The 24903-nt window shown below is 61.4% G+C and carries 16 protein-coding genes and 1 pseudogene; 6 read left to right on the top strand and 11 right to left on the bottom strand.

What is annotated here, in order from left to right; genetic code table 11:
- Nucleotides 1-5: 5 nt before the first annotated feature.
- The 5 genes from PLJ71_02890 to PLJ71_02870 all read right to left on the bottom strand — a co-directional run bounded on the left by PLJ71_02890 (nt 6) and on the right by PLJ71_02870 (nt 8985).
- On the bottom strand, nt 6-1373 hold the full coding sequence (locus PLJ71_02890; GenBank protein ID HQM47602.1) for a Gfo/Idh/MocA family oxidoreductase: 1368 nt from the start codon (nt 1371-1373) through the stop codon (nt 6-8).
- 219 nt (nt 1374-1592) lie between these two features.
- Nucleotides 1593-3605: a hypothetical protein gene (locus PLJ71_02885; GenBank protein HQM47601.1), complete on the bottom strand. Its 2013-nt coding sequence runs from the start codon at nt 3603-3605 to the stop codon at nt 1593-1595.
- Nucleotides 3606-3655: 50 nt separating this feature from the next.
- A complete protein-coding gene (locus tag PLJ71_02880; GenBank protein ID HQM47600.1) occupies nt 3656-5944 on the bottom strand; it encodes a hypothetical protein in 2289 nt (762 codons plus the stop codon).
- Nucleotides 5945-6149: 205 nt separating this feature from the next.
- Nucleotides 6150-7661 (bottom strand): tripartite tricarboxylate transporter permease, encoded by a 1512-nt coding sequence (locus PLJ71_02875; protein ID HQM47599.1) that lies wholly within the window; start codon nt 7659-7661, stop codon nt 6150-6152.
- 1 nt (nt 7662) lies between these two features.
- Entirely contained in the window at nt 7663-8985 is a 1323-nt protein-coding gene (locus PLJ71_02870) for a tripartite tricarboxylate transporter substrate-binding protein (protein ID HQM47598.1), read from the bottom strand.
- 679 nt (nt 8986-9664) lie between these two features.
- On the opposite strand from PLJ71_02870, the gene PLJ71_02865 reads away from it, so the two are divergent.
- Entirely contained in the window at nt 9665-11254 is a 1590-nt protein-coding gene (locus PLJ71_02865) for an alginate export family protein (GenBank protein HQM47597.1), read from the top strand.
- Nucleotides 11255-11438: 184 nt separating this feature from the next.
- Here the strand turns inward: PLJ71_02865 and PLJ71_02860 are convergent, their stop codons facing one another.
- A complete protein-coding gene (locus PLJ71_02860) occupies nt 11439-13913 on the bottom strand; it encodes a DUF4838 domain-containing protein (protein HQM47596.1) in 2475 nt (824 codons plus the stop codon).
- Between the two features lie 190 nt (nt 13914-14103).
- Entirely contained in the window at nt 14104-16560 is a 2457-nt protein-coding gene (locus PLJ71_02855) for a bifunctional YncE family protein/alkaline phosphatase family protein (protein ID HQM47595.1), read from the bottom strand.
- 207 nt (nt 16561-16767) lie between these two features.
- Here PLJ71_02855 and PLJ71_02850 point away from each other — a divergent pair, with 207 nt between their 5' ends.
- From PLJ71_02850 to PLJ71_02840, 3 genes and pseudogenes are all read left to right on the top strand, one after another.
- The gene (locus tag PLJ71_02850; GenBank protein HQM47594.1) at nt 16768-17013 is read left to right on the top strand and encodes a hypothetical protein; all 246 of its coding nucleotides are present in this window, start codon (nt 16768-16770) and stop codon (nt 17011-17013) included.
- A gap of 80 nt (nt 17014-17093) precedes the next feature.
- A pseudogene (locus PLJ71_02845) lies at nt 17094-17389 on the top strand (DUF4258 domain-containing protein).
- Nucleotides 17386-17604 (top strand): hypothetical protein, encoded by a 219-nt coding sequence (locus tag PLJ71_02840; GenBank protein HQM47593.1) that lies wholly within the window; start codon nt 17386-17388, stop codon nt 17602-17604. Before PLJ71_02845 ends, PLJ71_02840 begins: the two are co-directional and overlap by 4 nt.
- 46 nt (nt 17605-17650) lie before the next feature.
- On the opposite strand, the gene PLJ71_02835 is transcribed toward PLJ71_02840, so the two are convergent.
- A complete protein-coding gene (locus PLJ71_02835) occupies nt 17651-18586 on the bottom strand; it encodes an exo-alpha-sialidase (protein ID HQM47592.1) in 936 nt (311 codons plus the stop codon).
- Nucleotides 18587-19020: 434 nt separating this feature from the next.
- Here PLJ71_02835 and PLJ71_02830 point away from each other — a divergent pair, with 434 nt between their 5' ends.
- Both PLJ71_02830 and PLJ71_02825 read left to right on the top strand, forming a co-directional pair.
- Nucleotides 19021-20607, top strand: a complete 1587-nt coding sequence (locus PLJ71_02830) for an arylsulfatase (protein HQM47591.1) — start codon at nt 19021-19023, stop codon at nt 20605-20607.
- 77 nt (nt 20608-20684) lie between these two features.
- The gene (locus PLJ71_02825; protein HQM47590.1) at nt 20685-21077 is read left to right on the top strand and encodes a VanZ family protein; all 393 of its coding nucleotides are present in this window, start codon (nt 20685-20687) and stop codon (nt 21075-21077) included.
- A gap of 148 nt (nt 21078-21225) precedes the next feature.
- Here PLJ71_02825 and PLJ71_02820 read toward each other — a convergent pair whose 3' ends face one another.
- The 3 genes from PLJ71_02820 to PLJ71_02810 form a co-directional block, all read right to left on the bottom strand.
- Entirely contained in the window at nt 21226-22173 is a 948-nt protein-coding gene (locus PLJ71_02820) for a DUF1559 domain-containing protein (GenBank protein ID HQM47589.1), read from the bottom strand.
- Nucleotides 22174-22522: 349 nt separating this feature from the next.
- Nucleotides 22523-23482 carry a DUF1559 domain-containing protein gene (locus tag PLJ71_02815; protein HQM47588.1) on the bottom strand — a complete coding sequence of 320 codons (960 nt, stop codon included), beginning with the start codon at nt 23480-23482 and terminating at the stop codon, nt 22523-22525.
- Nucleotides 23483-23829: 347 nt separating this feature from the next.
- Nucleotides 23830-24783 (bottom strand): DUF1559 domain-containing protein, encoded by a 954-nt coding sequence (locus tag PLJ71_02810; GenBank protein ID HQM47587.1) that lies wholly within the window; start codon nt 24781-24783, stop codon nt 23830-23832.
- Nucleotides 24784-24903 lie beyond the last annotated feature (120 nt).

The raw sequence follows: 24903 nt of genomic DNA, 5'->3' as shown, positions 1-24903 counted from the left end.
CGCGCCTATACCGTCTCCGGCACCACGTAGGGGTCGCGGTACACGCGCTTGACCAGCGCGTCCGCCTCGGCATCGCCCACGATGCGCTCCGATTGCGGGTCGATGACGAGCCGGCGCCCGCCTAGCCGCACGCCGATATTGCCCAAATGGACCATCACCGCGCTGAGGTGCCCGATCTCGATATCGGCGTTGGGCTTCTCGCGGCTGCGCACGCATTCGAGGAAGTTCCGGCGATGGCGCTCGTTCTCCATGCGGCCGGGGGCTTGCTCTTTGACGCGTTCATCCGACGTAACAACCTGCCACCCGCCGCCGTGCCGCCCGACATACATGAGGCCGCGGCTGCCATAGACCTCGATCCGGGTGGCGTTCAACCGCCATGCGGGAAACTCGTCGGACATGCGAATCCTATCCGGCGTCTTTTGCATGTAAGGCGTATATTGGGTCAATTCGAACGTGACGACGGCATTTTCGTACTCGAACGAGAGCACCTGCGTGTCGGGCACCTCGCGCTCGTCGTTAAAAGCCAGTTTCCCGCCGCTGCAATTGACTGCCTTGGGGTACGCAGGATCGCCCACCAACAGCCGCGCAATATCCAGTTGATGAATCCCGTCGTCAGCCAGGTCCCCGCCCGAATAGGCCCAGAATTTCTTCCACCCGCTATGAAAATGGGCTTCGTTGAACGGGCGGCTGGGCGCCGGTCCGAGGTACATGTCGTAGTCGAGCCCTTCGGGTTGAGGACTGTCCTCCGGCACGCGGAATTGCCCGCCGGGTTTCAGGTTGTACACCTTTACCAGGGGCGCCTCGCCCAGTCTGCCGCTGCGAATATATTCCGCCGCCTCATGAATGTACGGCGCGCTGCGATTCTGGGTGCCTGCCTGCACCACGCGATTGTATTTCCGCGCCGCCTCGACCATCTTGCGTCCTTCCCAGATATTGTGTGACGGCGGTTTCTCGACGTACACGTCCTTGCCCGCCTGGCAGGCCCAGACCGCCGCGAGGGCATGCCAATGGTCGCACGTGGCGATCACCACCGCGTCGACGTCCGGGTCGTCGTAGATGCGCCGCATGTCCTGCACGACCTTTGGCGTCCGCCCCCCTTGTTCACGGGCAATCGTATCGGGGAAATCGCCCACGCGGCCGAGGTCCACATCGCACAGATACGCCACTTCGGCATCGTCAAGGCGGGCAAAGCCCGCGGATAAATCACGGCCGCGGCCGCCTAGTCCGATAACGCCAAACACAATCTTGTCATTGGCCGTGTCGCGTTTGGCATGCTCCCCGCGCGCCGTATGGGAAAAAGTCGCGGCCGATGACAGCGCGGCGATGGTCCGTGTCGAATATTTGAGGAAATCACGGCGGCTGGTGGGTCTCATGACATGCCCTTTCGTCCGGTAATGCAATGTCCGTCATCGGAAGCGATTGTAGCAGGGAAACGGCAGCCAGGCCACAGCGCGTTCGAGACTGGCCCAAGCGAGCGATGCCACGGGCAAGACGGGTCTTTCCCGGGCGGCATGGCAGCAGGAGACCTTCGGTCGTATGAGCGGCGTGGTCGGGAAACCACGCCACGGCGAACAGTTCCCGCGGTCTGATTCTTACAATCCAACGGTGAGGTTCAGGGACACGCCGACGCTCCACGCGCGCCCCATGCCGTACAACGCGACGATATGCACCTCGAGCGGTTCGAACTGCAGCTCGAGTTGCCGGCGGTCGGGCATGGGCCATTTCTCGCCTGTCGCAAGCTCGATGGCTTTCTTCGTCTTTTTCGGCAGGCGGAACGTTGCAACGTGCTTCTCGGGCTCGTTGTTGACCGCGATAAGATACACGGAGCCCTCGTATTGCTTGACGGTCCAGTTGAGCCAATCCTCTTCGTCAACCTCAATGACGGGGGGTTCTTCAGTCGAGAGAAGCGCGGGCGTCATGGCGGCGATCCCCGCCGCCACCTGCTTGACCTTCGCCCACTGTTCTTCAAATGGCGTGGCCGGATCTCTTCGCAGGTCGAACCAACTGTAGAAGACGAGTCCATTCGCGCCTTCGGCGATGCACTGCCATGCCATGGACCGCATCTCTTCGAGTGTCGGTGCGCGGTGCTCCGCTTTCTCCTCGGGGGTATCGTGGTAATTTGCCCAATTGAACACCTGCGGCACCATCCACACGGGCCGGGCGCCGCACACGGCGTCCACGGTTTTGCGCGTGAACTCGCCCGCGAGCGCCACGGGCCGTTTAGGGATGGGGTAGGGGTCGGTACCGATGGCGTGGAATGTGGGCAGGTATTGCCGCACATCGTCCACCTGATACAACACCACCCATGTCGGATGATCCGGATCGAGGCGCTCCATCAGGCCGCGGCGCTCCGAGAGGCGGTCGAGCATGCTCAGCGGCAGTTCGTCGTTGATGTACCACGCAAGCAGGGCGGGATGCTCCTTGAACGCCTCGACTCTTTCGCGGATGAACGGCTCTTCGTCGTCACGGCTCTTGATGATATCGGGACAATACCCCGTGCCGTGATAGATGTCCTTGACCGAATAGAGCACCTTGAGACCCTTAGCTTCCGCCATGTCCATCTCTTCCTTCGACGGCATGCCGTAGGGCATGAGGCAGTTGAAGGCACTGTCGGCGTAGAGGTCGAGCTGTTCCTGGTCAATGCCCGACCAATACATGCCCAGCGGGAAGAAAGGTTTCCCTTCGACAATGAGCCGGTTGTGATTGTCAATATCCACTTTTCTTGTGACCCGTTCGCCGGCACGCCTGACGTTGATGGTCTCCGTGGCGAAGGTCTTGCCGCTGCTTTTCTCGAGCAAGGCGATTTCAAGCCGGTTGTTGCCCTTCTCGAATTTCCGCGAGCGCAGGGCGATTTCGAACGAGGCAGCGTCAATGGCGTCGAGCTGTTCGGTAAACGCGGGTTCGGCGCCGTTCTCCGGATATACGGCGCACCGCAGCGACACGTCCTCGAGTTTCAGCGCATAGTCGCGAAGGTTCAGTTCCACGAAGAGCACCACGTCTCTTGGCCCCCTCCGGGTGATTTCATTGCGGTAATTCGGCGCCTTCAACACCGCCGAGAGCGGGTCTTCGATAAACCGGCTGACCGTCAGGTCGTCCCACCAGGCGGTTCCGGTCATGCCTTGGCGCACATAGCACGCGAGCGGACACGGGCCGGCCGCCGCCTCCGGAATGCGCTGGGTAATGCCGTGCACCAGGGTCCAATCGCTCGTCCCTTTGACGCCCGAGGGGTATTCGCCGCCGAGATACTTGCCGTCCTTATCCCAGTATTCGATGCACAACGTCGCGCCGCTGTCGTTCCCTTCGATGTTCTCGGTCTTGACCCACGCCGAGAACTCGTAGCGCAACCCGGCCTCGAGCTGGAGGGCCTGGCTGCACAGTACGTACCGGTTCGGATCCGCGTTCTGGAACTTCAACGACGCTTCGCCGGAACGCGTGACGGCGGTGTCTCTGCTGTACACATCGGTGTTCCCGCTCCACTGAGCGGGAAAACCGCCGTCCGCCGCCGTTTCGAACCCGGGATTGGCCGCGAGATTCGCGGGTTCCTCCGCGAACGCGAACGCCCAAGACAGCACAATAGAAGCTAGACAAACAAGCCGTAAACTCATCTCACATCCCCTTTTCAGAACGTTGAGCGCTTAAACCGCACCAACAACATTTACTCCCCCGGCGCCGGCCAGTTGAGCTTGTCGTGAAGAAACTGAAACGTGCCCACCCCGTGAATGGCGTGGGGACCATTAAAGTACTCGATTTCGGTACAGTCGCCAAGGCCCAGAGCGTCGTACTGGCGGCGTGTGCGGGCGTATTCGTAAGCCACCCATTCGTCGATGGAGACGGCGTCTCCGTGGCCGCGCTCGACCATGAACGGGCGCGGGAGAATCAGCCAGCTCATTTCGGCGTAGTTGAATGTATCGCCCAGATCGAACTCGGGCATTTCGTATTCGCCGGTGTAAAGGTAGGTGAAGGGGTATGCCACCGAGACGTTTTTCCAGATCCATTCGTTGTAATCCGCCGAGCAGATCGACAGGCAGTAATTCGGGAGCAGCGCCGGCACGCGCATGGCCGTCTTCCCGCCGTATGAGATGCCGTAGAAACCGATGCGGGCGGGATCCGCGAACGGTTGGGAGGCCAACCACTCGAGAGTGCGTTCGTGCTGGCGCACGATGAACGAGAACAGCGACAGTTTCAGCGGATTAGCCTTGCGCTGGAGCACGCGGAAGGCGTCGCCCCCAATGTAGGGATTTTGCGGCGCGTACACCACGAACCCTCTCTCCGCCAGCCGGCATGCGTACTGGTTGTAAGCGGGTTCCTGGACCCTGGGGTCCGCGCACTTCGCAGGCGTGCCCTCGAGGCCGTGCTGGCATACCACCACGGGTCTGCGCTCGCCTTTCTTCACATCCTTGGGGAGAAGCAGAAGCCCGTAGGCGAAAACGTCGGGATAGACGTCGAGTTTCACCTCGTAGCCATAATACTGAGGCTCGTCGAAGATTAACCGTGTGCGGGGATTAGTGGGAACCGTCGCGGGAGGCAGCTTGCCGATAACCTCTTCCCAGAAGTAGTCGCGGTACCATGCCGTGCTTTGTTGCCACGCCTCGGCGGACGCTCTGTCGGCCTTCGACCAGAATCTCTCTCGGGCGAACGGCGCTTCACGCATCACGCGCTGCGTATGCTCAACGAGCTGGTCGAACCGCCGTTTCATCCGGGCCTCGGCGTCCGGCAATTCGCGGGCCAGAACGGGCGTTGTTCCCGATGATGCCAGCGCGGCGCCGGCGTTCAGCGCGCTCATGAGCCGCCGCAACGTCTCGTCGCTTCCAGCATGGCCCTCCATAGCGTTTACAAACGCGAACTCGGCGGGCGGGGTCAGTCCGGCGAGCAGCGCGCGAGCCCGGGCGGCTTCACGCTCCACGTCTTCAAGAGCCGGCGTGCGGATGCGGCCCGGCGCCGCGTCGTTGCGGCCGCCGGCCGGCGGTGGCGGGCCATCCACCGTGACGCACGGCGCCGCTTCGACAATAAGGGCCCTCGGCGCGACCAACGAAGCGATTTCGGCGTCCCCAAACTCGTCGAGCAGCGCCCAGACATTGCGGTAGATGGGTTCCTCCCAGACGCGCTGGCGGGGGCCGAAATAACCCGATACCGCGGCCGCTCCGATACGCGTGTCCACAGCAGCGGCGTACAGGGCGAGCAGTCCGCCCTCGCCGGCGCCAATGATGCCGATGGGCGCGTCGCCCTGGGTGCGGAACCAGTCCACGACGGCCGATATCGTCTGCACATCGTAGCCGATGACGTGCCGGCCCATTTCGTATGCGGCGCGATAGACGAACTCGCGGTGGGGCAGGTTGGTCATGCGGACGCCGGGTCTTCCCGAAAACGTGCATTGCCGGTCGAGCAGCGCGGGAATCACGACCATGCACCCGCTCTCGCCCAGACGCCTGGCGTACTGGGCCTCCGCAGGCAACTCATCGGTGAGGCCAGCCAGCATCTCCGGCGTCCATGCGCAGTCCCCCAGGGCCACCATGAACGCCCTGGGCGTTCCCCCGGGCCGCAACAACAACCCTTCGCCACGTACACCCTCGAGCACGGACCAGCGCACGGCATGCACTTCGCAGGACTCGCCCCGGGCGAGCAGCGGCGGCTGCCCGGGCGACGCGAGCAATTCCATACAGGGAGCGACGCGGGCGTCTTTCAGACCGATGACCCCAGCGAAATGAGCGCGGTTGGGCGCGATGGACCCGGCGTAAGCGGCATGCGAAGCGAAATCGCGGCGCCACCGCGCCTGCCGTCCCTCGATAGACGCTTCGATGGCCCGCATCAGCCACTGATCGATGCCCGTGACCATGGTTGCGGCAAAGTCCGCGGATTCCTCGAGCGGCGACGTCCCGGGAAGCGCCGGCAGCGGTCCGGCCTCCGCTGCCCCGAACACACAAAACGCGAAAATAATACTGTACATGGCCCACCCTCTGAGTCTCGCGGCGTGCATTACACACTACGACGCGCGGGGGCAGGAGTCAATGTCAGACGGGGATTTCCGGAGGCAGATTGTTCCTTGCCGGGCAAAGATGGTGTTCGGTTTTGCCTGAGAGATACGGCTCATGGGGCGTATGCGACTTTTCGTTGCGTCGCTTCACCCCTTGGCCAAAAGTCCTGGGCGTGGGCTACTCGGCGCTCTCATGCCGCCTGAGATTGACCGCCAGGAGCGCTCCCCAGATTGCCAGGCACAGGATGCCGAGTCCCGCCGCCAAAGGGCGGCCGAAGAGGGCGCTGACCACGCCATCGGAACCGCTGAGGGCCTGGACGAAACGTTCTTCGAGAGGGCCGCCCAGGATAATCCCAAGGACGACGGGCCCGATGGGCACTTCCCGGCGTTCGAGCAAGAAGCCCAGGATGCCCATGGCCAGCATGACGGCTATGTCGAAGTAGCTTCCGTTCACGGCATAAGCGCCGACAACACAGAACAGCAAAATGAGCGGCAGCAGAATGCGCCGGGGCACGCGCACCACGCAGCTGCCCGCTTTGATCGCCAACAGGCCCACCGGGATGAGCACCAGATTCGCCAGGATAAACATAAGATAGATGCTGTACACGAGGACGGCCTGTTTCTCGAAAATTTCGGGTCCTGGCCGCACATTCTTCATCAGCAACACGCCGATGACGATGGCAGTGATCGAGTCGCCGGGGATGCCGAAAACAAGCGCGGGGATCCAGGTGCCCCCTAAGGCCGCCGAGTTTGCCGTGCTGCCATCGCCAACGCCCGCGAGTGCACGCTCGCTATCATTGCCGGGTTGCCGGCCGGTGCGTTTCGATGCGGCAAACGAGACCCATGCGGCGATATCGGCCCCTGCGCCGGGCAACATGCCGACGAGCGCGCCGATGCATCCCGAGCGCGCGAACGGGAGCTTGCGGCGCCACAACAGGCGGAGCGCGGGAACGATGAGCGCCCCGGAACCCGCGGCTGGTTTGGCATGAGCGGCGCCGCCGTCCTCCGCATTGCCCAGGGTGAGCATGTTGCGCAGGATTTCGGAGAATCCGAAAAGGCCGATCATCGCGGGGATGAATGTGATGCCCTGGAACAGTTCGGGCCGCCCGAAAGTGAAGCGCGCCTGGGCGTGGGCAGCGCTTAGCCCCACCGTGGACAGCATCAGGCCCAGGAGCAGGGCGAAGGTGGCTTTTGCGATGGAACCCCGCGAGACCAGCACCGCGCAACTCAGCCCAAGAAGGTACAGCCAGAAATACTCGGTCACGCTGAACATCGTGGCGACCCGGGCGAGCTGGCGGCCCGACAAGATCAGCACCAGCGCTCCGAACAGGCCTCCCGCGACGCTGAACACCAGGCAGACGCCCAGCGGCCGCCCGGGCTGTCCGCGCTTCATGAACGAGTAAGCGTCATCCGCGTAGGCGGCTGACGCGGGCGTGCCCGGGATGCGAAGGAGGGTGTTGGGAATATCGCCCGCAAATATGGCGCAGGCTTCCATGGTCACGATAGCCGCCAGCGCGGGGACCGGATCGAGCCAATAAGCAATCGGGACGAACAGCGCCACGGCCATGGTCGCCGTCAAGCCCGGTACCGCCCCGACGAACACGCCGTAGCCGGCGGCGCAGAGCACCACGAACCACACGCGCGGGTTCGCGACGGTCTGCTCCAATGCCTGGATCATCGCTTCGGCCACGTCACCCTCCCCAGAATCCGCGCGGCAGCGGCACCCCGAGGTATCCGGCGAAGATTTGATACACGGCCAGCACCACAAGGGCGGAGACCAGTGCCGCGAGGGGCCAGCGCATGCGGAAACGCCACAGCAGCACAAACACAACGAGCGCCATGGCGAGCACGAAACCCAGCCGTTCGGCGAGCAGTATGTATGTCAGCACCGCGGCAACCACCAGGACGATGCGCGCGGCCCCGGCCTTTGTGACAGGCTCCTGGCCCGGGGGTCTGCGGAACTTCCCCGTTAAGGCCAACGCCAGGAAGTTGGCCAGCAGCAAGACGCCCGCCAGCCAGGGAAACGCCATCGGGCCTACGGGCGGCGATTCCACGCCTTTGAATGCCTCACTGGAGAGGATCGCCCCCATCTGGGCATCGTTTTGCGCCAGAAACTCCGTGAACGGCTCGGGACCAAGCGCTGCCGGGTTGAAGCCCGCCTGTCTCATGAACTGATGGTACTCGTCGCTCTCGACAACGGCGCGGATCGCAGCCAGCAGGGTTTCCCGCCGAGCCTCCGGCACGCCTCTCGGCAGGGCAAGTCCCCGCCACGTCCCCATGGTCCAATTAACGCCCATCTCCGGGAATGTGGGCACGCCGGGGAACGCGGGCAGGCGTTGATCGGACATCAGGCCCAGGCACCGGACCTCTCCGGCGTCGAGCAGGGCCTGGGCTTCCGGCAGGCTGCAGCAGACCGCATCGATGCCGCCTGCCATGAGCTCCTGCAGGGAAGGGGCCGAACCGTTGATCGAGATCCACGTGACCGCGCCCGGGGACAGGCCGATGGTCGTCAACCATCCCGCGAGCGCCACGTGCCAGATGCCACCGTACGCCGTCCCCGAGGCTTTCAGGGTTTCCGGCGCATCGCGAACGGCCGTCTCCAAAGCCTGCAAGGAATTCCAGGGGGCGTCTTTGCGCACGAACAGGGCCGCATCGTCGCGGTTGATGAGCATCAGGGGCGCGTAGTCCCTGCACGAGATGTTGGTGAGACCGCGCCAGTGCAGCATGTTCAACTCGGCCGTCACGAGCGTAAACGTGTACCCGTTGGGGCGGGCCAGCGCGCCGCGTGTATGACCGGTTACGCCCCCGCCGCCCGTAGCATTGACCACGTTGACCGGCACGCCCAGCCCGGTTTCCAGTTGCGCGGCCACTTGACGCGCCACCCGGTCCGTGCCGCCCCCCGCTGACCACGGACAAATCAGCACCAGCGGCTGGTTGGGATATTGCGCCGTGCGCGCGCACCCTGTAATGACTGCCAGCACTAGAGCGGCAATAATATGACCAGTATTCTTCACGAATCCCCCAGGACCGGATTTGTTGCCTGGGCATCAAGGCACCTCGCCGGCAACGGATACCCTTTGAAAGTCCAGGCCTCGGACACCAAGCATAACGGACGTTTCCCCCGGGGGTCCAGCGCCGGACACCTGATACGGAAGCCGCCAAACTGGGGGTGTGCGTTATGTTCAGCGGAATCCGGTGAGAGACCTTCCCTTTCTCCTCGTAAACCTGAACTTGAGTTCATGAACGCTGTCCATGGCATAACGCCTCCTCAGTGTCGCAAGGGGAATTCCATTAAAGCGCATAATGCACATTTTTAGCAGAAAAGGAACGTGACATTTCCGCGAATAAATCAAACGTAAAAAATGTCAATATGGTTAGTTGACGTAGCCTGACAAGTGTGATAAACTGAGACCCGGTAACTGGGGAGTTTTGCTCGTATTGGGTTGACAAACCATGTCGCCCGAGCGAGCTGTTTCCTCGAAATACGTTTAGATGATGGAAAAAACCATCATTGACGACCTCACTTGGGAGCCGAAAGGAGGGATGGACAAGTCTAGAGAAAGACTGCTCCGAGGCCGTCAAGCATCGATGTGCGTAATAGATATAGGGAGAAACGTCAGAACCCGGGCGAAGAGCATAGTGTAATCTTCGCGATGGTCTGGATATGTATAAATCTAAGGGAGAAAACGCACGATGCGTAAATCCATGTTTATTTTGCTTGCAGCCGTAGTGGTGTTGGCGGCAACGCCGGCCCTCGCCGAGCTGCAGAATGTTATCGTTGGCGGGCAAATTCGTATCCGCGGTAACTACTATACGAACTTGCAGACGGGGATCAACCGTCCGGATTTGCAGTGGCCGGCTGCTTACTTGTCTAGCCGCTCCATTGGTACGGGCGAAAACTTCAACTTCCCCGGCGTTGTCGGGCTGTTCGGTTGGGACGACAAAGAAAACTCGCTGGACTTTGTCGAGCAGCGGACCCGCTTGAACGTGAAGGCGGACTTCTCGAATGAAGTCGGCGCGTTCATCGAGTTCGACTCCTACGGCTGGTGGGGTGAATACGGCTGGTGGGGTGAAGATTTCCGCTCCAACTACATCACCGGCGGTGACTTTATCACCCCGACCGATGACGACGTCGAAGTCTACCAGTCCTACATCGAGGCGAACGAGATGTTCGGACTGCCCCTTCGGCTTCGTGTTGGCCGCCAGGAAATTGCCCTTGGCAGCGAATGGCTGGTTGGTGTGAACGACACCTCCTCGTTCTTCACGGGTCTGTCCTTTGACGCAGCCCGCCTGACGTACGCCACCGACATGTTCTCGGTGGATTTGTTCGCGGCGGAATTGGCCGAAGGCGGTCCGTTTGAAGAAGACGAAGACGTTTGGCTGTATGGCTTGTACGGCAGCTACCTGGGCCTGGAAGACATCGTGATCGATGCCTACTGGCTGTGGGTGCGCGATGCCAGGAGACTGAGCGACACGAACCTTGGGTGGTTCGGCGAGTGGATCGAAGACGTCTTCAGTCTTGACGACTACGATCCGACCAATCTGCACACCGTTGGCCTCCGCGGAGCTGGCACCATCGGCGCCTTTGATTTCGAAGCTGAATTCGCTTACCAGTTTGGCGATGCCGACCAGGTCGGCTTCCTGTTCCGCCCGTTCTTCTACGGCGATGACGACGCCGATTTCCAGGCATGGGCTGGAAACCTCGAAGTTGGGTACACCTTTGACATGGCGTGGCAACCCCGCGTCTGGCTTGGTGCCGCTTACTTCGATGGCGAAGACAACCGCGACATCTCCTTCTGGGAATGGCTCAGCCCCTTCGACAGTCCCGAAGCCAGCGTGAGCTTCAACCGCCTGTTCTCGAACTGGGAATACAGTCAGTTCCTGGACGACACCACCCTGTCGAATTCGTGGCTGGTGCGCGGCGGCGTGGAGGCAATGCCGACCGAGAGTCTCGAGCTCCGGCTTGTCGTGAGCTATTTCGACTCCCTCGAGGCGTTCGATGCCCCGGCCCATATCAACCTGTTCGGCTACCGGATTCCGATTGCTGGACCGTTCAGCTTCTGGACGATGGAGAACGACACCCCGCTCGGGATCGAGGCTGCGCTGTATGCGACCTACCACTACAGTGAAGACCTGGTTTTCGAGGCCGGTTGGGCTCACTTGTTCACCGACGACGGCGCCACGGAAGGCCAGTACGTTCTCCTTAACGGCCTGGGCTTCTCCGGCGGTACCGGCGACGAAGATGCCGATTATCTGTATGTTGAGACCCGCATCCAGTTCTAATGCGTGTCACATGACCGGATAACCGGTAAGACTAGCTTACGGCCCCCGCGGATCACGTTTCGCGGGGGCCGTTCTTGTTCGCGGGGAAAGCGAGAAGACGGATGGGTTCTCGGGAAGCGGGCGGGCATCCCCCCGGGCTGGCGGAGCAAGGGCGGTGAAGAAGTGGCGTTCCCCCGGCCGTGCGCTACTCGGATAGCTTCACGACGGCCGCATCGTCGTAGACCACGGCTTCTTCTCCGGCTTGACCTTCGGCCCCGAGCATGAGGAGCAGCCGGGCAGCCCCGTCGGGCACGGTTGCGATCAGGCTCAAACGCTCCCACCGCCCGCTCGGGATGGTCACCTCGGTCTTGGGCTCGCGCTCGCGTTCGGGATGCCAGGCGCCGTCCGCGGTTTGCCACCGGACGCTTAGCGCGGCGGCCGTGGCCGCATCCTGCATGCCGCACGAAGCCCAGACAGCACAGAGGTATTTCTCGCCGGGGTGGACCGTCACCTGCTGCATATAGCACGCGCCATCGGCATGGGCGATGACAGCGGCACTCGAACCGTTACGGCCTTTTTCAACGCCTTTGGCAAACCGGGCCGATTCGGTTCTGCTCCACGTCGACCAATGCCGAGGAGACTCGGCCCATTCCTCGAAACCGCCGTTCTTGAGGAGATTCGGCGCCTCGCCGCGAAGCTCGATGAGCCACCCGGCGGCCTGTTCCGCCAAAGGACCGGGCCCGTTCGCCGTGAGCCGTTCCACCGCAGCCGCCGCGGCTTCGGGAGAGTCTTCGTAAAGAGTGGAGATTGCCTTTCCGAGCGAGACCCTGGCGGGGGCTTCCACCTGGTCTATCTGGTTAATGACGAAATAGCCACGCTGTTTCAGGCCGCGGAGGCTTTCCCCGAGTATGTCGTCGCGTTGGAGGGCGGCGGCCCCAAACGCCTCGCGTTCACGGCTGAGTGCCATGAGACGGTCGAGCCGGTCCAACACGGCCTGCGCTTGCACGGCATTCCCGACTTCCGTGCCGGCCATCTCTCTGGCCCATGCGCCGGCGCGGACGATGTAGCCGGCGTATTGAAGGGACGCGCCCACAATGTCGATCCTCGAACGTGCCGAGGGGTCGCTGGTTTCGGCGACAGCTTGTTGAATGAGCGATTCGGCCTGCCCTAGGGCGTCTTCGGAAATGGCCAGCGAATGCGTAACAAGGTGGCGGTGTCCCCACCGGGCGAGCTCGAGACGTTCGGGCCGCGCTTCCATGTACGACTGTTCGAGGGCGCCGTAGCAGGTTTTCATGGTGGCGGCGGCGTCCCCGAACATGCGGTTGTAGAACTCGTCGAGCAGGGCGTCGGGGTCCTGCTCGGTATCCCACTGGAGCTTGGCCATCATCCACATCATGGGCGCCACGTTGGGCAGGATCGTGTAGCACTCGTTATAGACGGCTTCGAACCCGAGGCTATGGTCGAGCTTCATTCCCTCGGCCATCGCATGGGGAAAGACGCGCGGGGTCAGGAATCCCAAGCCGATGTAGCCATAGCGGCTCATGTGCTGGCACCGTTCGCGCCATGCCCGCGTGAGGGCCATGTCGTCCTCGCGCTGACCGGGCCGCCACCATTCGCCCACGCGCTGGGTCATGCTGATAAAGACGTTGGGTTCGAGCTGTTCGACGGTTTCCGGAAGCTCGCGCGCGATGTGGTAACAAAGCGTGCCGATATACTTGTCTGGATGCGTCTTGGCAAGTTCCCGGGCAACGGCATTGACGAACTTGTAGTGACGGTCAGAGAAGCGCTGGTTTTCGTAGTCATCGGGACGCGCGTCCATGGCCCGGCAGTTCTCGCATCCGCACAGCCGGTAGATGTCGTCCATGGCGAGCGAGAACGCGTTGTGCTCGGGATGGGCATCGAGGAATTCCCGGGCGGCCTCGACGGTGAGCCGGACCACCTCGGGATTGCTCTCGCACGGACGCCAGTTCCGGTAATCTTCGGGCGGAATCCAGCGCTTTCCGTCAATCAGAGGGTAGTATTCGGGGTGCGTTTCGGCGTATTTCCTGGGGTCAAAAACGGTGTGAAGGTAGTTCTGCATGTTGCGGAACGGCACGGGGGGCGCACAAATAGTCTTGTTGCGCCGGTTCCAGAGGCTCCAAGATGCGGCGCAGTCGTGGCCGGACCACACGCGGCACGACCAATCGGGTACGACAACACGGCTCTCAACCTCGATGGTCAGTTCCCCCTCGCGGCCCTCCGGCACATATTCCCAGAGAGGGCCGGGGGCATACCACCGGACCCCGAGGTTGTCCTCGATGAATGACGATACGGCAAAGCTCGTGGCGGGAGGGTAATTACCGGTCAGAAAGAGATTCCCGTCACGCGCGAATATGGCGTACGTCTCGGGATTCGCGTCTTTCGGCGGATACGCTTCGGGAGGCGTCGCCGCGCATGCGCCGATATAGACCGCCTTACCCTCAACGGCCGCGCCGCTGGCCGTGAGCGGCACTTCTACCCCGCAGATGGCCTTCACGTAGTATTGCAGGTCGTTTGCCGCGCCGGAAACGAGCTCGCCGGCGTCGGGCTCGACAACGATAGTGACGGCGGATTCCTGCCCCTCGGCGAACCGGACCGGCTCGGCGAACGACGGCAACACGAACACTAGTGTGAAAAGAGGCAGACAGGCGGAGATGCGCATGGATGGCTCCCTTCCGATTTGAACCGGCCCGTATTCATCGTAGCACTCAGACGCCGGTCCCGTCGACCGGGAGGGAACCGTGAGAGGACGCGGGGTGAAGGAAATCCTGGACTGCACGAATGCACAGCGACGTACAGGAAGAGCCCTTCAACGTCCGTGTCAGCCGGTTCTGCCGCCGATTGCCGCGGCCTCATTCCCGAATGCTTGCCGTGTTGAACCGGTGCACGGGCACAGGCATCTCCGAGTCGGGCCCCTTCACGCTTTTCCACACGATCTCGTTAAGCGCAAACATCGGCGTGCGGTCGTAATCGGAGAAATCCATCTTCATGGAATCCTCCGCGCCCCACGCGGTCTGCGTGTTACGCTCCTGGATGTCGATCCTGGGTTCGATGTGGTCGAACGGCGTCAGTTCGGGCGTGTCGGCGAAACACGCGAACATGGCGTTCGTCGCGGCATCGTACTGGCTCATGGGTTGCAGTCCGAGGATCAGTTCCATGGTGCGCAACATGGAACAGGTGGTATAGAAGGTGCTGTCGACACTGCCGCGCCGCACGTAGGGGCTGATAACGTATCCGGTGGTGCGCCGCGCGTCGACGTGGTCGGCGCCGTCCTGCGCGTCGTCCTCGATCACGAAGAAAGCGATTTCCGGCCAGTACTTGCTATGGCTGACGCGCTCGACGACAAGGCCGAGGCCGTAATCGTTGCTCGCGACGGCCGCGCGCGGCGTCGGTTCGCCCGGCCGCGTACCCTTGGTGTGATCTTCCGGAAGGCCCATCACGATGTAGTTGGGCAGACGCTTTTCGGGGTCGGCGCTATCGTAGTTCTTCTCGTATTCGTCGAACTCGCGGATGAATTCGGCCGCGTTCTCGTAGTCGCGTGCGCCCCAGTTAAGGTAGTTGGGGGCGACGTGGCCGCGGAGCGCGGTGAGTTGCGGATCGTTGGGTTCCATGGGGCCGCCATCGCTGACGCGGCGGGCGAACTCGCCGTAACTCCGGTAGGTCAACCCTTTGCGGGCGCATTGGTCCCATAGGTAACCGGCGCCGGGGATGAACGCGGCCGAACGCGGGGAATCGCTCTTGCCGCCGTAGCTCGCGGGCCAGGATTTCTCGGTGTAATCGGTGGCATAGGCCGCATTGGACCACTGGTGCCCGTCTACGCTGACCTCGGCCTCGCAGTAAATGTTGTCGAGCAAGACGAACGTCTCGGCGATGGCGTGCAGGTTGGGCGTGACCTCGCGGCCGAAGATGGCGAGGCGCGGATCGCCGTTGCCTTGGGGCAGGTCGCCCAGGACCTGGTCGTAGGTCCGGTTCTCTTTGATGATGTAGATCACGTGCTTGATTTGCTTTGAGCCCTTGCCGACCTCGCGGGGAATAACGGTTTGCTCGCTCTCGGGCCGCGCCGTGGCCAGCAGCTCGTCGTTATAGGGGCAATTGGCGTAGGCCTTCTGGGTGAGCTCTCGCAGGTTCCCGCGGTGTTCTGGTACGTTGATGATGCTGATCGCGCCGCGCATGAGGGTTTTGGTGGTGCCTTGAGCGCCTTCGCCATCCGGAAGAGGGCTGTGGGGACCGCGTGGATTCGCCGACGAATGCCCCACGCCCTTGCCATTGCCGACATAGAGGGTCTCGCCGTTCGCGCTGACCCCCACGCTGGACGGATACCATCCGACGGGAAGAAACCCGAGCACGGTGGATTCGCCGGGTTCTTCCACACTTACGACGCAGACGTTGTTGTTGTCGGCGTTGGCGATGTACAGGATGTTCCGGCTGTTGTCGATGGCCAGCGCGTTGGGGGTCGAGCCTTCAGGCGCCTGAGGATACAGCGACGTAACGATGGTCTCGGTCGGGCGGCCCTTCCCGGGATCGATGACGAGCACCGCGTTGTCGTTCGCGCAACAGACGAACAGACGGCCGTCCTTGGCCAGGGCGAGATCGTTGGGATTGTCGCCTACGGCGATGGTTCTCCGGACCGCATACGTTTCCGTATCAATGACCGAGACGCTGTCGCTGCCCCAGTTGGAGACGTAGAGAGTAGCCCCGTCCGGCGTGATGGCCAGCTCATAGGGGGTCTGTTCGGTCGGAATGCGCGTGACGATGCCGCCCGTGGCGGTGTCGAACACGACGATGTAGTTGTTGGTGCGGTTCGCAGCGAAGAGGATGCCTTTGGCGGGGTGGTGGGCCAGACCTGACCAGAAGACGCGTTTCGGCTCGATTTCCTCGACGAGCGTCGCCACGGGCTCCCCTGTAAGCCGCCCATTCTCGTAGCCGAACACGTAAACCGGCGCGCGTACGCCTTCCGAGGACTTGTTGTTGCCGCCGGACACATACAGGTTCGCGCCGTTGGGGCTCCAGGCGAGGCCCAGCCATGCCGTGGGCAGGGCGATGTTCTGGACTGCCTCGCCCGTGGCCGTGTCGATCACTACGAGGCCGTGGGCGTTGTAACCGCCGTGAACCGCGACCGCCGCCTTGCCGTCGGGCGCCATCTCGATGTTCAGCAGAAGGTCATTGGTCCAGATGGTTTTGCCCACCGGAGTGATGCGCCAGCGGTTGGGCAGGATGTAGCCCTCCTCGGCCGGTCCCGGCAACTCGCCGGCGGCCGCCAGACAGGCTAGCGCAAGCAGCACAGTCAGGATAGTGACAACATTCTTCATGGGTGCACCTCGATTGTATTCGCCCGGAGTTCTATTTGTGTTTATCATAATCGCTGAGATAGTGTGTGACGTCAAGTTTTGGCAGAGAGATAAGGCTGCTTTGAAGGCCATATGGGAGCTATGATACCCGGCGTGAAACGGCATAAGTGAGAGCAATCAGTGTACTGCAAATGCGGATATGCCTTCTCCAAAGAAGCGTTGCGCGCCATGCAAGCTGGCGAGAAGAGCCCTTATCAATCGTATCTTGTCGTGCGCGATGAAGAATACCGATCCTTTCTTCGCTCGGAAGTGGAGGCGCAAAAGGTGAAGGACAAAGAATCGGAGGAATGGCTGGCGGCCATCTGGCGCTCCTCGCAAATGGCCGGAAGCCTGATGAGTTGCCCGAAGTGCGCCAGACTTTTGTTCCTTCTCCCCGGCGGCAGCGGAGTCGAGTCTTACGTACCCGAGGAATAGGCCGCCAGCCAAAGCGCGTATGGCACACTTCCTGCACGGAACGAAGTAGTGTGCCAAGTTTGCTTGAACGGATACGCCGCATGGTCATCAGTGGCGCAGTTCGCGTTTCGGAACACGGCTACGACGAGTTGGTGGAAGACAAACTCACGTCCGAGAGCTACTCGACGGTATTGAACATGCAGTGATGGTAGAGGAATACCCGGAATTCCCGAAGGGCCTTTGTGTATTGGTTCTTCAGAGTGACCATTCAGGTGAGCCCGTTCACGTTGTTTGGGGTATTCCAAAGGGTCATGATGGGCCTGCGGTCTTGGTTACGGCATATAGACCCGACCCACACCGCTGGGATGATGAGTTTCTTAGGAGGTCCTCACTATGAAACGGCGCAAGAAAACGAAGTTCGTCCATGAGGCGGGTTATGTGGCTGAAGTCGAGGTCGAAGTGGTGGAAGACGAGACCGGTTGGTCACCCTGCCTCAGTGTGAATGACGCGTCCAGACTCGATGATGTGAGGGATGCCCTCCGCCGCGGCGACCTCAAGTCGGCGCTGGGATACGGGCGGATCTACAAATCTCACCCTGTCTCGCATCCATGAACGAGGCGTCGGATACCACGTCAGTTCTCCAAGAGCGTTCTGCCCGCTACTTCACGATCCGGAGCTTCGCCAGGTAGATGCTCGTTTTGCCTTCGTGGGAGGAGTAATAGCTCATCCATAGCAGGCCGTCGTGCCACACAAAGCCGGGATACGAGTTGTCGCCCCCGCTCGGAAGCGTGAGTACCGGTTCGTAGGTCTGGGGACCGAATTTCGCCAACACAGTCTTGGCGCCGCCGGGGTGATAGCGTCCGCCAGCCCACATCGAACCGTCGGGCAGAATGATGAAATTGGGTCCTCCGATGCGGTAGCCGGTTTCGTGCCACGACCAGCCGGTGTACGGGGGTTTGGCGGTGCCGATCCAGCAGAAGGTGTTGCCGCCTTCCCGGCGGACGAGGGCGATCATGGTGTCGTCTTCCATGAACCGGACCGTGGCTTCATTAGGTTTGCCGGGCACGCTGGGATTGCACACGGGCGTATAGTGGATGCCGTCATCCGCGGTGTACAGGGTGAACTTCCATTCCTCGCTGGTGGCTTCCGCGCCCTCTTGGGGAATCGGCGCGCGCGAGAAACCGTAAGCCTTGCCCTTGTGCCAGGTGACGCGCCAGAGCCAGTCGCCGTCTTCGCAGACCGGAATAAGGGAACCCCAGTTGGCGCCGTCTTCGGAAAAGGCCACGCGCGGCCGCCGCGTGATGAATTCCTTGCCTTTGTAGACGGAGCCCCCGGCGAGCACCATGAGACGTCCATCCGGCGTGACGGACAGCTTGGGATCGCGCAGATCAATGCCTTCCTCGGCCATCAACGCCGCGGACTCCCATTTCTCCCCGTCGTTCGAGGCAATGATGCGGATCTTGCCGTCTTCTCCGTAGACATGGGCCTCGCCTTCGCGAAACGACACGAACCATTTGTCGTGGAACCGGATGATGTCCGTGAACGCGTTGTGCTGGCCCTGGTCCCATATTTTCGTGACTGACACGAGTTCCACGGGTGATGCCTCCTCGGCTGCCAAGGCCGTAGAGGCGCACAGCACAACAGAACACACGGCTGTGAGAGCGATAAGACCGGTGTGAACGCATTCTTGCATAACCATTCCCCCTGCGATGACGCGGCTTGCTCTTCCCTCTGCATAATAGCGAAAAACCGGGACCGGCCCAAGGTTCTACACAGCCAAACCCCGTGCTCTGTTCCGACTGCGTTTGAACGGTCCCAGCCCAAGGAGGGACAGACCCGTACTGGCCGTTCGATGCTCGCCCGCGTCAGTCCCTCCAATCACGGGGCCGCCTGTGATAAGATGAGCCCGAGGGGAACGGTGAAACCAATGAAGAAACCAGGAAATATCGCGACGGACCTAACGTCTTGTGCGGCAAGACGGCGTGGCCTGTCCCGAACGTTCTTCCCCAGTATTGATGGAGAATGACCATGCACCGACGGGATTTCATGCGGGTAATGGGGAGCGGGTTGGCTGCCGCGGCGATGAGCGCGAACGCTGCCGGGGCGGCCCCCAAGCGCCCCGAGCGCCCGAATTTCCTGATCATTCTGGCCGACGACATGGGGTTCAGCGACCTCGGATGCTATGGCTCTGAGATTGCTACGCCCAACCTGGACGGTCTCGCCCGCGACGGCGTACGGTTCACTCATTTCTATTCCGCGGCGCGGTGTTGCCCCTCCCGGGCTTCGTTGTTGACCGGGCTTTATCCGCACCAGGCGGGCATGGGCGGCATGGTGACCCGAAGCGATAACGACCAGCGGCAGGGACCCTACCAGGGATACCTGAACCAGTCCTGCGTGACCATTGCGGAGGTTCTCAAAACGGCCGGGTACCGGACCTACATGTCCGGCAAGTGGCACGTGGGCGAGCGGCCCGAACACTGGCCCCGGAAACGCGGCTTCGATCGGTATTACGGGCTCATCAGCGGCGCGAGCAGCTATTGGGGTATCTTGGAGGAGGAGCGCGACCGGCGGGCGTTTGCGCGCGACGACGAACGCATCTTCCCCGAAGGCGAGAATTTCTACATGACCGACGCGTTCTCCGACTACGCCGTGAAATGGCTCGAGGAGCAGAAGGGACGCGAAGAGCCGTTCTTGCTGTACCTCGCCTACACCGCTCCGCACTGGCCCTTGCATGCGTGGCCCGAGGACATCGCCAAATACCAGGGCAAGTACACCAAGGGATGGGACCAGCTTCGCCAGGAACGTTACGAGCGTCTTGTGAACATGGGGATCATCGAGGCCAAATGGAAACTCTCGCCGCGCGACCCCGACGTGCCCGCATGGGAAGACGCCAAGGATAAGGAAGACTGGGATCTGCGCATGGCGGTGTACGCGGCCATGGTGGACCGCATGGACCAGGGCATCGGGCGCGTGCTCGACGCGCTGCGGCGCATCGGCGAGCACGAGAATACCGTGGTGATGTTTCTATCGGATAATGGCGGCTGTCACGAAGGCCTCGAAGACCGGAAACTCGACAAGCCCGGCGCCAAACCCGGCGAGCGGGGCTCGTTCGTGGCGTACCGGCGTCCTTGGGCCAATGCGAGCAACACGCCCTTCCGCCTGTTCAAGCACTGGGTGCACGAGGGGGGCATCGCGACGCCGTTCATCGTGCGCTGGCCCGCGGGCATGACGCGCAAAGGCGAACTCGAGCGCCAGGTCGGACACATCAACGACATCATGGCCACCTGCGTGGACCTCGCGGGCGCCAAGTACCCCGAAACGTTCAACGGGCAGGCTATTACGCCATGCGAAGGGAAGTCGCTGGCGCCCGTTCTTGGCGGCGGGCGGCGCGAACCCCACGAGCGGCTGTACTGGGAGCACATGGGCAACCGGGCGGTACTGGAAGGCGACTGGAAGTTCGTGGCGGCCAAGGACACGGAATGGGCGTTGTACAACCTCGCCGAGGACCGTACCGAGCTGAACGATTTGTCCGACGCCATGCCGGAGCGCGCGAAAGCCCTGTTAGATGAATGGAACGCCTGGGCGGACCGCGTGGGAGCGCGCAAACCGGCATAGGGGGCATTCAGGAAACGGGAGCGGCGCGCACAGCCAATGTGCAAACACTGCGCGCCGCGCCAGGGAGCACGCGTCGAGTGAAAACCCGCTACATTATCGCCACGGCCCTCTATTGTGCGGGGATTTTCTGGATTTCATCGCAGCCGCGCCCGCTCGGGGTCGAGATACCCTCAGTATTCGGCATCGACAAGTTCGGCCATTTCGGCGTCTACGCGGGACTGGCCGGGCTGGTGTCGGTGGGGTTGCAACGTTCGGGTTCCCGGCTTTCACCGCGTTGGCAGTTCTGGTTCCCGATAGTCTTCACGGCCCTCTACGGGTTAAGCGACGAGTGCCACCAGATCTTCGTGCCCCAGCGCACGTTTGCGATTGGCGACCTCGTTGCAAACACCGCGGGCGGATTCGCCGCACCGTTTTTCCTTTGGCATTTCTGGTGGCGGCCCCGCCGGGCCGGTGAAACGCCCGCCAAGTAAGAACGTAGCTCGATACGCCCCATATTACGTTCCCTGCCCTGCGGGCCCGTTCGATTTCGGCGGGCGTCGGCCGCGGCGCAGCCGCAAAGAAACTGGGGCGCATGAGCAAACCCATGCGCCCCACATGTGAAGAACAAAAACGCTGCTATCATTGTGCAGGCATGTTGCCCCAGAATTCGGCCCAGCTGCGGGTCACCGGGAACCGCTCGTGCGGATACCTCAGGAATTCGACATGGCCGTCCATGTACAGCACATTGGAGCCGCCGGGGACGTGATTAAACGTTGAGTAGTTCTCCCAATTTGAGGAGATCATGTCCCAGGAAACCGCCAATTGGCTCTGAGCCATAGCGCTCCCGGCAGGGTTATTGATGTCGGTGATAAGAAACCGCTCGATTCCTTCGCGCAACCGGTAGATTGTCTGACTCCCGCCGTTTCCGTCGCCGGCGGCAGCAACCAAATCCTGATCCAGCGCGGCGTTATCAGCCGGATCGGTAGACAGATTCAGGAAGACCGCCATTGCTGTCGCGTTCTCGGGCAGCATCAGCGTTGTCGCGACCTGAGACGGAACCTGGACGGCGGGATTATAGGGATGCGGGACCGTGGGCTCTCCTTCATCGCAGCGGTCGAACGCATATCCCAGGTAGTGATAGCAGTCGCCCGGCTGCGAGATGAAACCAACCCACGGGCATGTGCCGCTGCCATCATCCTCGATCACCCCCACGCCAATCGCGGGGGGCATATCGTAGTTGTTCCAGGACGGGCAAACCAGCACATTAGAATCGGTCAGATAGTCAGGATATAGCGCCACCATGTCGGGGCCGAACTGGGAACCATTGTGCGCATTAAGGCAGCCAAGGGAAGCCGCAGTGGCCGGACGCCATGGCTGTACACCATGGTTGCGGGGCCATTTTTCGCCTTTGCTCTCATTGGCATACATCTTGTAGATAATGCCCAACTGCTTCAGATTGTTCGCGCAGCTGGCGCGGCGGGCGGCTTCGCGGGCGCGAGCCAGGGCCGGCAGCAGGATCGCGGCCAGAATGCCTATAATGGCAATCACCACGAGCAGTTCGATCAGGGTAAAACCATGTTTTTTCATCTCGGTAACCCTTGTTGGTTAAACGCGACCATCACTACAAAGAGAATAGTTGTCCGAAAGGTATGGAAAAGCCGCGAGCAATTGCCGCTCTACATCACCTCCCAGACTGCGAGCGTTCTCTCTGCAAGCCCTGGCACCAGCCCGTCATGTCGTGGAATTCCCCCGCTCCAATATCCACCGACCTGCCAAGATTGTAATCTGCTGGCGGCGGGGCGTCAAGCTTCTTGACGTTTCGTTGACGTTCCGTCGGACCGGGAACCAGCGGTTCGCGATAGACGGCTGGGCACACACAAAAAGGGCATGGGAGATCCCCACGCCCTTAGATTGCGCTATGCGATGGTCTCGCGAATTATCCGACGACACCCGCCAGCGCGTTCATCATAGCCACATATGCTTTGCAGACCGGCCACTCGCCCGGGTAACGTAAAAACTCGACGTGGCCGTCCATATAGAGGACATTGCTGCCGCCGGGGATGTGGTTGAAGTAGCTCCAACCATTGACAGGGTCAATCGGACCCCATGCCCAGTCCCACATCACCGGGATCTCTGTCTGGGCCTTGGAACTTCCCGCAGGGTTATTGATGTCGGTGATGAAGAACCGCTCGATGCCTTCGCGGAGCCGGTAAATGGTCGTTTCATTGGTGTCTGAGTCGGGAGGGTTCATGGTCATATCGTTCTCATGAACCGAGCCGGGGGACGACGCAAACAGGGCTGCCTGTGCTGCGCCGGCATCAAGCACGCCGAACTGTTCCATAACCGCATTGAGGAAACCCGCCTCGAAATCGCCGCCCATTACGTCGTACGAAGATTTGTTCAGGGTCGCGTCGCTGACAGGGCCTACGATTACCTGCTGGGGCATCAGGGCCCAGCCATAGTACTCGTACGAGATCTCCCAGAAATGGCAGGGGTTGATGCCGCCGCCCGGGAACAGGGCAACCGGGTTCCGCCAGCCGTCGGTCTCGACACGGGTCTGACCATCGCCGTCGGACGGGCAAAGCAAAATATTGTCATCCGTCAAGTATTCGGGATACACCGACGGACCGTTAAAGAAACGATTGGTCAAGTTCACTTGAGCGCATCCGAGGTCATAGCGTGGAAACGCCTTCGCCATGCTCGGCCACTTCTCGCCTTTGGACTCGTTGGAGTACATCTTGAATACCAACCCCAATTGTTTAAGGTTGTTGGCGCAACTGGCGCGGCGGGCGGCTTCGCGGGCGCGAGCCAGGGCCGGCAGCAGGATCGCGGCCAGAATGCCTATAATGGCAATCACCACGAGCAGTTCGATCAAGGTAAAACCGAGCTTTCTCATCTAGGCCATCCTTCTGGTTTGAGGAGAATTATTACGACACACAAACGGGTTTGCCGCAAAATGCGGGAGAAGCGGAGTATTAGCGCCGTCCTTACTAGCCTCCATAGTACGCGCGTTCAGGTTGCGCAGCACCGTATCCGCGCACAGTACCTCGAACGCATCCAATCCAGTCTTTATCGATCCAGCCTGATTTTATCAGGCAGTCGACGCTGCGTCAAGTTTTCTTGACGTTTCGTCAAAGCGCGGATTCCCATCCCGGAACCGCCGGCCGCACAGACAGAAGAAGGGCGTGGGTAGTGCCCACGCCCCGGGAGCTTTCTCAGCTGTGAGTTGGTTCAGTGCCGCTGCTAGATAAAGGCGTTCATGAGGTCCATCATCTGCGGGTACGCACGGCAGATGGGCCATTCGCTCGGATACCGGAGGAACTCGACATGGCCGTCCATATACAGCACATTGCCGCCGCCCGGCACGTGATTGAAATAGCTCCAGCCATCCGATGCCAGAGGCGTCCAGGCCATGTCCCACATCACTGAGATCTCGCTCTGGGCCTTTGCGCTGCCGGCCGGGTTGTTGATGTCGGTGATCATGAACCGCTCGATGCCTTCGCGAAGACGATAGATGGTCACGCCAACGCCGGCGTCGCTCGTGTAACTGATATCGCCTTCAAAGGAATTCCAGGGTGTGCCGTTCGCGAAGTTAACGACGGCGGAGACGGCTGCGACGGAGGGATCGGTCGAGCCCAGGGGGTTGGTGCCCAGGAAAACGGTTGCCATAGCGCCGAGCATGCCGTAATCGAACGTAGCAGGCATGGCGTTGATATCGGTTCCCGCCGCAATGACATGCTCGGGCTTTATCGCCCATCCGTAGTATTCGTACGAGATTTCCCAGAAATGGCAGGGGTTAATGCCGCCACTCGGAGTCATCACGGAAGGGTTCCGCCAGCCATCTTCCACCACGCGGGTCCAGCCGTCACCGTCGGAAGGGCAAATCAGGATGTTGTCGTCCGTCAGGTATTCGGGGTATACCGCCGGGCCGTCAAAGAAACGGTTAATCTGGTTGGGCTGGTCGCAATTCTGGGTGTAGTTCGGAAACGCCTTGATCATGCTGGGCCACTTCTCGCCCGTGGCCTCGTTGGCGTACATCTTGAATACCAACCCCATCTGTTTGAGGTTGTTGGCGCAGCTCGCGCGGCGGGCTGCCTCGCGAGCGCGAGCCAGGGCCGGCAGTAAAATCGCGGCCAAAATGCCGATTATGGCAATTACGACGAGCAATTCGATCAGGGTAAAGCCATGCTTCTTCATGTGAGATATCCTTCTAGGTTCTAGATTTGGAGAGAATTATTACGAAATATGCACAGATCTCCTCTCCATATGCGGGCTTAGCAGAGTATCAGCGCTGTCCTTGATAACCTCCCTAGTACG

Source organism: Candidatus Hydrogenedentota bacterium (assembly GCA_035416745.1).
Lineage (GTDB): Bacteria > Hydrogenedentota > Hydrogenedentia > Hydrogenedentales > SLHB01 > UBA2224.
Note: the sequence above shows the minus strand (reverse complement) of the source record. Positions and strands in the feature narration are given on the sequence as shown.

Excerpts from the sequence above, each read along its gene's own strand:
- PLJ71_02815 (HQM47588.1), bottom strand. The coding sequence starts at position 23,482 with ATGAGAAAGCTCGGTTTTACCTTGATCGAACTGCTCGTGGTGATTGCC.
- PLJ71_02890 (HQM47602.1), bottom strand. The coding sequence starts at position 1,373 with ATGAGACCCACCAGCCGCCGTGATTTCCTCAAATATTCGACACGGACC.
- PLJ71_02820 (HQM47589.1), bottom strand. The coding sequence starts at position 22,173 with ATGAAAAAACATGGTTTTACCCTGATCGAACTGCTCGTGGTGATTGCC.
- PLJ71_02830 (HQM47591.1), top strand. The coding sequence starts at position 19,021 with ATGCACCGACGGGATTTCATGCGGGTAATGGGGAGCGGGTTGGCTGCC.
- PLJ71_02840 (HQM47593.1), top strand. The coding sequence starts at position 17,386 with ATGAAACGGCGCAAGAAAACGAAGTTCGTCCATGAGGCGGGTTATGTG.
- PLJ71_02810 (HQM47587.1), bottom strand. The coding sequence starts at position 24,783 with ATGAAGAAGCATGGCTTTACCCTGATCGAATTGCTCGTCGTAATTGCC.
- PLJ71_02855 (HQM47595.1), bottom strand. The coding sequence starts at position 16,560 with ATGAAGAATGTTGTCACTATCCTGACTGTGCTGCTTGCGCTAGCCTGT.
- PLJ71_02885 (HQM47601.1), bottom strand. The coding sequence starts at position 3,605 with ATGAGTTTACGGCTTGTTTGTCTAGCTTCTATTGTGCTGTCTTGGGCG.
- PLJ71_02850 (HQM47594.1), top strand. The coding sequence starts at position 16,768 with ATGCAAGCTGGCGAGAAGAGCCCTTATCAATCGTATCTTGTCGTGCGC.
- PLJ71_02880 (HQM47600.1), bottom strand. The coding sequence starts at position 5,944 with ATGTACAGTATTATTTTCGCGTTTTGTGTGTTCGGGGCAGCGGAGGCC.
- PLJ71_02865 (HQM47597.1), top strand. The coding sequence starts at position 9,665 with ATGCGTAAATCCATGTTTATTTTGCTTGCAGCCGTAGTGGTGTTGGCG.
- PLJ71_02860 (HQM47596.1), bottom strand. The coding sequence starts at position 13,913 with ATGCGCATCTCCGCCTGTCTGCCTCTTTTCACACTAGTGTTCGTGTTG.